Origin of the sequence: Ruegeria sp. (assembly GCF_028066395.1) — a bacterium.
Classification (GTDB): domain Bacteria; phylum Pseudomonadota; class Alphaproteobacteria; order Rhodobacterales; family Rhodobacteraceae; genus Ruegeria.
Map to the genome: position 1 here is coordinate 1 of NZ_JALCBM010000090.1, position 6,681 is coordinate 6,681.

General features: G+C 59.1%; 8 protein-coding genes. 1 reads left to right on the plus strand and 7 read right to left on the minus strand.

Annotated elements, in window-relative coordinates; genetic code table 11:
- From MPJ51_RS19805 to MPJ51_RS19835, 7 genes are all read right to left on the minus strand, one after another.
- On the minus strand, positions 1 to 228 hold a 228-nt coding region (locus MPJ51_RS19805; protein WP_298390457.1), incomplete at its 3' end, for an AAA family ATPase.
- Between the two features lie 59 nt (positions 229 to 287).
- The gene (gene dnaN, locus MPJ51_RS19810; RefSeq protein WP_298390459.1) at positions 288 to 1,409 is read right to left on the minus strand and encodes a DNA polymerase III subunit beta; all 1,122 of its coding nucleotides are present in this window, start codon (positions 1,407 to 1,409) and stop codon (positions 288 to 290) included.
- A gap of 224 nt (positions 1,410 to 1,633) precedes the next feature.
- On the minus strand, positions 1,634 to 3,019 hold the full coding sequence (dnaA, locus tag MPJ51_RS19815; protein WP_298390461.1) for a chromosomal replication initiator protein DnaA: 1,386 nt from the start codon (positions 3,017 to 3,019) through the stop codon (positions 1,634 to 1,636).
- Positions 3,020 to 3,556: 537 nt separating this feature from the next.
- Positions 3,557 to 3,820: a 30S ribosomal protein S20 gene (gene rpsT, locus MPJ51_RS19820; protein WP_142638226.1), complete on the minus strand. Its 264-nt coding sequence runs from the start codon at positions 3,818 to 3,820 to the stop codon at positions 3,557 to 3,559.
- 215 nt (positions 3,821 to 4,035) lie between these two features.
- Positions 4,036 to 4,812, minus strand: coding sequence for an enoyl-CoA hydratase (locus MPJ51_RS19825; RefSeq protein WP_298390469.1), 777 nt, complete (start codon positions 4,810 to 4,812; stop codon positions 4,036 to 4,038).
- Between the two features lie 66 nt (positions 4,813 to 4,878).
- Positions 4,879 to 5,730, minus strand: a complete 852-nt coding sequence (gene mutM, locus MPJ51_RS19830; protein ID WP_298390470.1) for a bifunctional DNA-formamidopyrimidine glycosylase/DNA-(apurinic or apyrimidinic site) lyase — start codon at positions 5,728 to 5,730, stop codon at positions 4,879 to 4,881.
- A complete protein-coding gene (locus MPJ51_RS19835) occupies positions 5,688 to 6,374 on the minus strand; it encodes a hypothetical protein (protein ID WP_298390472.1) in 687 nt (228 codons plus the stop codon). Before MPJ51_RS19835 ends, mutM begins: the two co-directional genes overlap by 43 nt.
- A gap of 163 nt (positions 6,375 to 6,537) precedes the next feature.
- Between MPJ51_RS19835 and MPJ51_RS19840 the strand changes: the two genes are divergently transcribed.
- Positions 6,538 to 6,681 (plus strand): class I SAM-dependent methyltransferase (locus MPJ51_RS19840; RefSeq protein WP_298390488.1); only part of this gene is annotated, 144 nt, incomplete at its 3' end.

A 6,681-nucleotide genomic window follows, 5' to 3' on the forward strand; every position in this document is an offset into this window, starting at 1 on the left:
CAACCCGGACAGCTTCCAGCCCAGCGCCTCGGGCCGCCGGGTCATCTCAGCCGCACTCGCCCGCCGCATCCCGCGACCGGGGGAAAACAACGAAACCGCTTCCAGAATATTGGTCTTGCCCGCTCCGTTCGGCCCATGCAGCACAACCGGCCGCCCGTCCAAAGACATCCGCGCCAGCTTATGAGACCGAAAATGCGAGACCGTAAGCTCGGTCAGGGCCAATCCCATGACCCCACCCTTCTTCTTGTCAAAAATACGGTCGCCGAAGGCATCGCGCGCCAGCGCGATCAGACGCGCATCGGCATGACAACATAAACCGCGCTCTGATCATTGCCTTCGCGCATCAGTGTCGGATCACCGGCCGAATTGAACATGAACACCGCGTTTTCACGATCGACCTGCGAGGCAATCTCCAGCAGATACTTTGCGTTGAACCCGATCTCCAACCGCTCATCGCCATAAGCCACGGCCAGTTCTTCCTCAGCTGCGCCACTGTCTGGGGCATTCACCGACAAAACCAGCTTGTCGCCATCCAGTTGCAGCTTCACCGCACGGGACCGTTCCGAGGATACGGTGGCCACCCGGTCCACCGCCTGCGCGAACTCGGCGGCGTCCACTTCCAGCTTGCGGGTATTACCCTGCGGGATCACGCGGGTGTAGTCGGGGAAGGTCCCATCAATGACCTTCGAGGTCAGCGTGATATCCGGCGTCGCAAAGCGTACCTTGGTCTCACTAACGGAAACCGCGATGTCCATCTCGTCATCATCCAGCAGCTTGCGCAACTCGCCCACGGTCTTGCGCGGCACGATGACGCCCGGCATGTCCGCCGCGCCATCGGGGCAATCCGCATCAATGCGCGCCAGTCGGTGGCCATCGGTTGCCACACAGCGCAGCACCTTGCCGCCCTCAGAGCCGTCGGTCACGTGCATATAGACGCCGTTCAGGTAATACCGTGTCTCTTCCGTCGAAATCGCGAATTTGGACTTGTCGAACAGCCGCCGCAACAGTGCCGCCGAGGCCGTAAAGTTCGATGCATATTCCGAGGACGCCATCACCGGGAAATCCTCTTTCGGCAGTGTCGCCAGCGAGAAATTCGACCGACCGGCCTCGACCGTCAACCGACCCGCCGCGCTGTCGGCAGTCAGGGTGACCAGCGCCCCATCGGGCAGTTTGCGCACAATCTCATGCAGGGTGGTGGCCGCAACCGTCGTTGCTCCAGCTTTCTCAACCTGCGCCGGGGCCTTGTCGACCACCTCGATATCCAGATCGGTGGCGCGGAACTGAACCTGATCGCCTTCGGCCTCAATCAGCACATTGGCGAGGATCGGAATGGTGTTGCGCCGTTCGACAACAGATTGGGCCTGCGAAACGGCCTTGAGAAGGGTGCCGCGTTCGATGCTGATCTTCATACCCTCAATTCCTCTGACTTGCGTGCCGAAATGGGCGGGACTGGCACGTTAGCGGTTCCGCCCTGAGGCACAAGGATTTTTTATGGTTTTCTGGGTCGGAAAGCCCCAACCGTCAAGACCCGCGTGGCCCGGCGGGCACAGTTCATCGCCGACCGTGGACAATAGCGCACAAGAAAATACCCCGGATACAGGACCCGAGGCATTTCGTGAGTGGAGAGTAGTTTTCAGGCCTCAAGCGCGCGGCGCAGCATTTCCACGTCTTCGGCGATCTGACCATCGGTCAGCTTCAGCTCTTCGATGCGTTTGACACCATGCATGACCGTGGTGTGGTCGCGCCCGCCAAACCGGCGCCCGATCTCGGGCAGGGAGCGGCTGGTCAGTTGCTTGCACAGATACATCGCCACCTGACGCGGACGCGCATAGGATCGCAGGCGTTTCGGCCCGATAATGTCGCTGAGGCGGATGTTGTAATAATCCGAGACCTTGCGCTGGATCTCTTCCACCGTGATCTTGCGATCCGAGGCGCGCAGCACATCGGCCAGACAATCCTGCGTCAGCTCCATATCAATCTCGCGCCCCACCAGCGAGGCAAAGGCGAACAGACGGGTCAGCGCGCCTTCCAACACCCGCACATTGGTCGAGATACGGTGGGCGAGGAATTCCAGCACGCCGTCATTGATGGTCAGGTCGGGATAGGTGCTGCTGTATTGCTGTACCTTGTTTTGCAGAATGCCCAGGCGCAGTTCGTAATCGGTGGGGTGCAGGTCAACGACCAGACCGCATTGCAAGCGCGATTTGACGCGATCCTCAAGGTCCTTGATCTCACCCGGGGCGCGATCGGCCGAGATGATGATCTGCTTGTTCTGATCCACCAGCGCGTTGAACGTGTGGAAGAATTCCTCCTGCGTGGAATCCTTGCCAGCGATGAACTGCACATCATCGACCATCAGCACATCGACCGAGCGGAACAGGTGCTTGAAATCCATCATCCGGCGTTCACGCAGGGCCTGCACAAAGCGGTACATGAACTGTTCGGCGGACAGGTAGAGCACGTTCAGTTCGGGATGCTTGGTCTTCAGCTCCCACGCGATGGCGTGCATCAGGTGGGTTTTACCCAGACCGACCCCGCCATACAGGACCAGTGGATTGAAGGTGACCGGCCCGCCTTCGGAGACGCGGCGCGCGGCGGCATGGGCCAGTTCGTTGGGCTTGCCGACGACAAAGCTGTCAAAGGTGAAACGGGTATCCAGCGGCGCGGCCTGCAATGCATCAAGCGCGTTGGATGTGCTGTCGACGGCGGGCGCAGACAGATCAGGCTGCGCGGCCATCGCGGGTTCTTCCGTCACCACAGCCGGACGGGCCGGAGTATTGGCCGCCGTCCGAAAAGCCAGGCGCTGTACCGTTTCGCCTGCCGTGTTCAGTTCATACAGAATCAGGTCAGCAAAATTCTGACTGACATAGTTGCCCATGAAGTTGGTCGGCACCGAGAACACAGCCACACCATCCTCAAGCTCTTTGAATTCGAGCGGCTCGATCCAGGTGGTGAAATTGTTCTTACCGACGGCCTTCAGCAACTTGCTACGCAGTTGTCCCCATTTCTCTTGTGTCATTCAGCGCCTCACGCGTCCCATTCTTTATTGGCCAGACGGCCTTATTGATATGGCCCGGTTGCCCGGTTCTTTTGCGTTCACACACAAGGGTACCCTGCGCCGGATTGTCCAAATCCGGCGGGTCATTTGCGAAAGCCAGCGCGCCACTTTAACATCCCACAGCGGGACCTACGGCAAACCGAAGGCGCACGTCACATTCCAGTTTTTCGACAGGGCGAGAATCATCGGACAAACCCGAGACCCACAGCAGATCGTCGATCCGGCCTAGGCCGGCATTTCGAACATTCGTTCCCGGATCGTCCTGATGCCCGTCAGTCTGACCGCGGGAACAGCCTGTCCCCCCAAGCGAGTGAATCGCTGGAACCTTGGTAGCAAGAGGTCACGGGGTGCGGCAATGAATCTCTGATATTGACTCGGGGTTCGGGCCGAAAGAATCTCTCGGCTTCGTGAAGACGCGGCTTTCCGGCAACAATGAAAAAGGCGCCGCAGGATGCGACGCCTTTTTCAGGGAAGAACACTTGACGTGTTTTTCGGGAATCAACCCAGCGCTTTGACGCGGGCCGACAGGCGCGACATCTTGCGCGACGCGGTGTTCTTGTGGAAGACGCCTTTGGTGACGCCACGCATCAGCTCGGGCTGGGCTGCGCGCAGGGCCGCGGTTGCCGCGTCCTTGTCACCGGATGCGATCGCTTCTTCAACTTTGCGCAGATAGGTACGGATGCGCGAACGACGTGCTTTGTTTACGGCGAAACGCTTTTCGTTCTGACGTGCGCGTTTCTTTGCCTGGGGCGAGTTAGCCATGTGTCTCTGACCTTTTGTTCGGTACGGTTATCTTGGGTTGCGCGCCACGGGAATTATCCGCACCGGATCAGAAATCACGAGTGTGAGTCGGGCCAAGCGGGCCGCACGCGCATGTATAGCGGCGCTCTCTATCCAAGTTTGCGGGGTTTGCCAAGCCGATTCTTCCCGTCAGCCTTGCGGGCAAAGAAAAAGGCGGGCCGGGCCCGCCTGATCTTTTACTTGTCGCGGAACTGCGCCGCGCGTTTTTCCAGGAAAGCGGCCATGCCTTCCTTCTGGTCTTCGGTGGCGAACATCGAATGGAACACCCGGCGTTCGAACAGCATCCCCTCGCTCAGCGGCAGTTCATAGCTGCGGTTCACCGCCTCTTTCGCGGCCATCGCGGTCAGCTGCGATTTCTCGGCGATCTTCTGGGCCGCGCCCGTCGCCTCTTCGATCAGCTTCTTGGCGGGGACCACGCGGCTGACAAGACCGGCGCGCTCGGCCTCTTCGGCGTCCATGAAGCGACCGGTCAGGTTCATGTCCATCGACTTGGACTTGCCCACAAACCGCGTCAGACGCTGGCTGCCGCCCAAACCGGCGATGACGCCCAGATTGATCTCGGGCTGGCCGAACTTGGCGGTATCGGCGGCGATGATGAAATCGCACAGCATGGCCAGTTCGCACCCGCCGCCCAGCGCATAGCCCGCCACCGCCGCGATGATCGGCTTGCGAATGGCGGTGACCCGGTCATTGGCGTCCGCAAACAGGTTGACGTTGAAGACATCGACAAAGCTCATCTCGGACATTTCCTTGATGTCCGCACCGGCGGCAAAGGCCTTGTCCGAGCCGGTGATCACGATGCAGCGCACCTTGTCGTTTTTGTCGGCGTCTTCCAATGCGGTGCACAGCTCACCCAGCAACTGGGTGTTCAGCGCGTTCATCGCATCCGGTCGGTTGAGCTTGATAAGGGCGACGTGGTCTTCGATTTCGACGATGATCGTCTCAAAAGCCATGAGGTGAAAGCTTCCGGTTGTTCCGTTCAGATACGTTTCCTAATCACGCGAAAAGGCCGGATCAAGCTATCTTTGGCATTGCATACAGTAGAAGGATGAGCGACCGGACTGGGTGATTCTCTTGATTTCAGCCCCACAACCTTCGGTCCGGCAGGGCTCACCCTCGCGCCCGTAGACGTCAAAGCTGTGCTGGAAATATCCAAGTTCTCCATCGGCTTGCCGGAAATCGCGCAGGGATGAACCGCCCGCCTGAATCGCCTCTTGCAGAACCTGCCGGATGATCGGAACCAGAGCGGCGACCCGCTGTTGGGAAATCTGCCCGGCTTTGCGACGTGGCGACACTCCGGCGCGATAAAGCGCCTCGCAGACGTAGATATTGCCCAATCCGGCAACGATTCCCTGATCCAGAAGGGCGGATTTGACCGGGCTGTTCTTGCCCCTGAACGCGTCAATCAGGTGCTGCTCGTGGAAATCATTGCCCAGCGGTTCCGGCCCCAGAACCGACAGCAGCTTGTGGTCCTCGGCGGTGGCCGTCGGCAGCAGGTCCATCGCCCCGAACCGGCGTGGGTCGTTAAAGGTGATCCGCGCGCCATTGGCCATATGAAACACAACATGGTCGTGTTTCTCAGGCACCGGATGGTCATGCACGAACTGGCCCAGAGGGTCCCCGGACACCGTCATCCGCCCCGACATGCCCAGATGGATCAGCAAGGTCTCACCACTGCCCAGATCGGCGAGGATATATTTCGACCGCCGCCGCAACCGCTCCACTCGCTGACCGGTCAGCCGTTCCGCCATCCGATCCGGGAAAGGCCAGCGCAGATCAGGGCGGTTCACATCAGCCTGCGCGATCACCACACCCTCCATCGCGGGGCTCAGACCACGGCGGACCGTTTCGACTTCGGGGAGTTCGGGCATGTGCGCTCCTGATTTGTTGCAAGAGCGTTTTCGAGCGCCCGTATCAGTTCATCATGTCCGGTTACGTATTTCAGAATTCGCACCGTCTTCCCATCCGAAAATCGCAAAACATAGTTGCCATTTTGCCTGAGGCTAATACGGTTGAGCTTTGTCAGATCATGATACCTGCGCTGAAACAGAGGGCCAGTCGTGATCAGGTCGGTCCCGTCAATCGTGATGGAGTTGGCGAGATTGAAGATCAGCGTGTAAACCACAAGCGCCATGATCCCCAGTTTGATCCACACAATTGTCTCTGGGTCCTGCGCGGGCAAAATCTCTTCCAACTGCCCAAGTTCGGGCCGCACAAAGCCAATGTAGAACAGCGCGATCAAGCAGAGCAGTGTTACCAGAATCACACCGGGCGTAGTCCGAAAGGTCAACCGCGTCAGCGATTGCTGTGCTGGCCGTTCGCTGCCTGCCCGGAACATCGCCTCTTGAACGATATCTTTGGGAAAATGCCCCACGGCTGCGTCCAGCTTGTCGCCCAACCCTTTGGCCCGGCGTACTTTCAGATACGTCCGAAAGACCGCGCGCACCCGCCAGCCGATGAAAAGAAACGCCAGCATTGCCGCCAGCAGCCCCACAACAAAAGAGTTATCAGACATAATCGAATGAATGCTCCAAAATACCGTCACATGTCTTAGTCGGGCACTATGGTGAATCTATGGCACGCCCGTCAGGTCATCACCCCCTGCTACCATTTCACGCGATTGTCTTCCCCGCCGGGACACATATAAGGAGGGTCAACTGCGGCAGAGGCGATCCTTCATGTCTGACACCAATGACAAGACCACTCATTTCGGATTCGAAACCGTGCGCGAGGCTGAAAAGGCGGGCCGCGTGCAGGGTGTATTCAACTCGGTCGCCTCGAAATACGACGTGATGAACGATGTCATGTCGATGGGCATCCAC

Excerpts from the sequence above, each read along its gene's own strand:
- dnaN (WP_298390459.1), bottom strand. The coding sequence starts at position 1,409 with ATGAAGATCAGCATCGAACGCGGCACCCTTCTCAAGGCCGTTTCGCAG.
- dnaA (WP_298390461.1), bottom strand. The coding sequence starts at position 3,019 with ATGACACAAGAGAAATGGGGACAACTGCGTAGCAAGTTGCTGAAGGCC.
- rpsT (WP_142638226.1), bottom strand. The coding sequence starts at position 3,820 with ATGGCTAACTCGCCCCAGGCAAAGAAACGCGCACGTCAGAACGAAAAG.
- MPJ51_RS19825 (WP_298390469.1), bottom strand. The coding sequence starts at position 4,812 with ATGGCTTTTGAGACGATCATCGTCGAAATCGAAGACCACGTCGCCCTT.
- mutM (WP_298390470.1), bottom strand. The coding sequence starts at position 5,730 with ATGCCCGAACTCCCCGAAGTCGAAACGGTCCGCCGTGGTCTGAGCCCC.
- MPJ51_RS19835 (WP_298390472.1), bottom strand. The coding sequence starts at position 6,374 with ATGTCTGATAACTCTTTTGTTGTGGGGCTGCTGGCGGCAATGCTGGCG.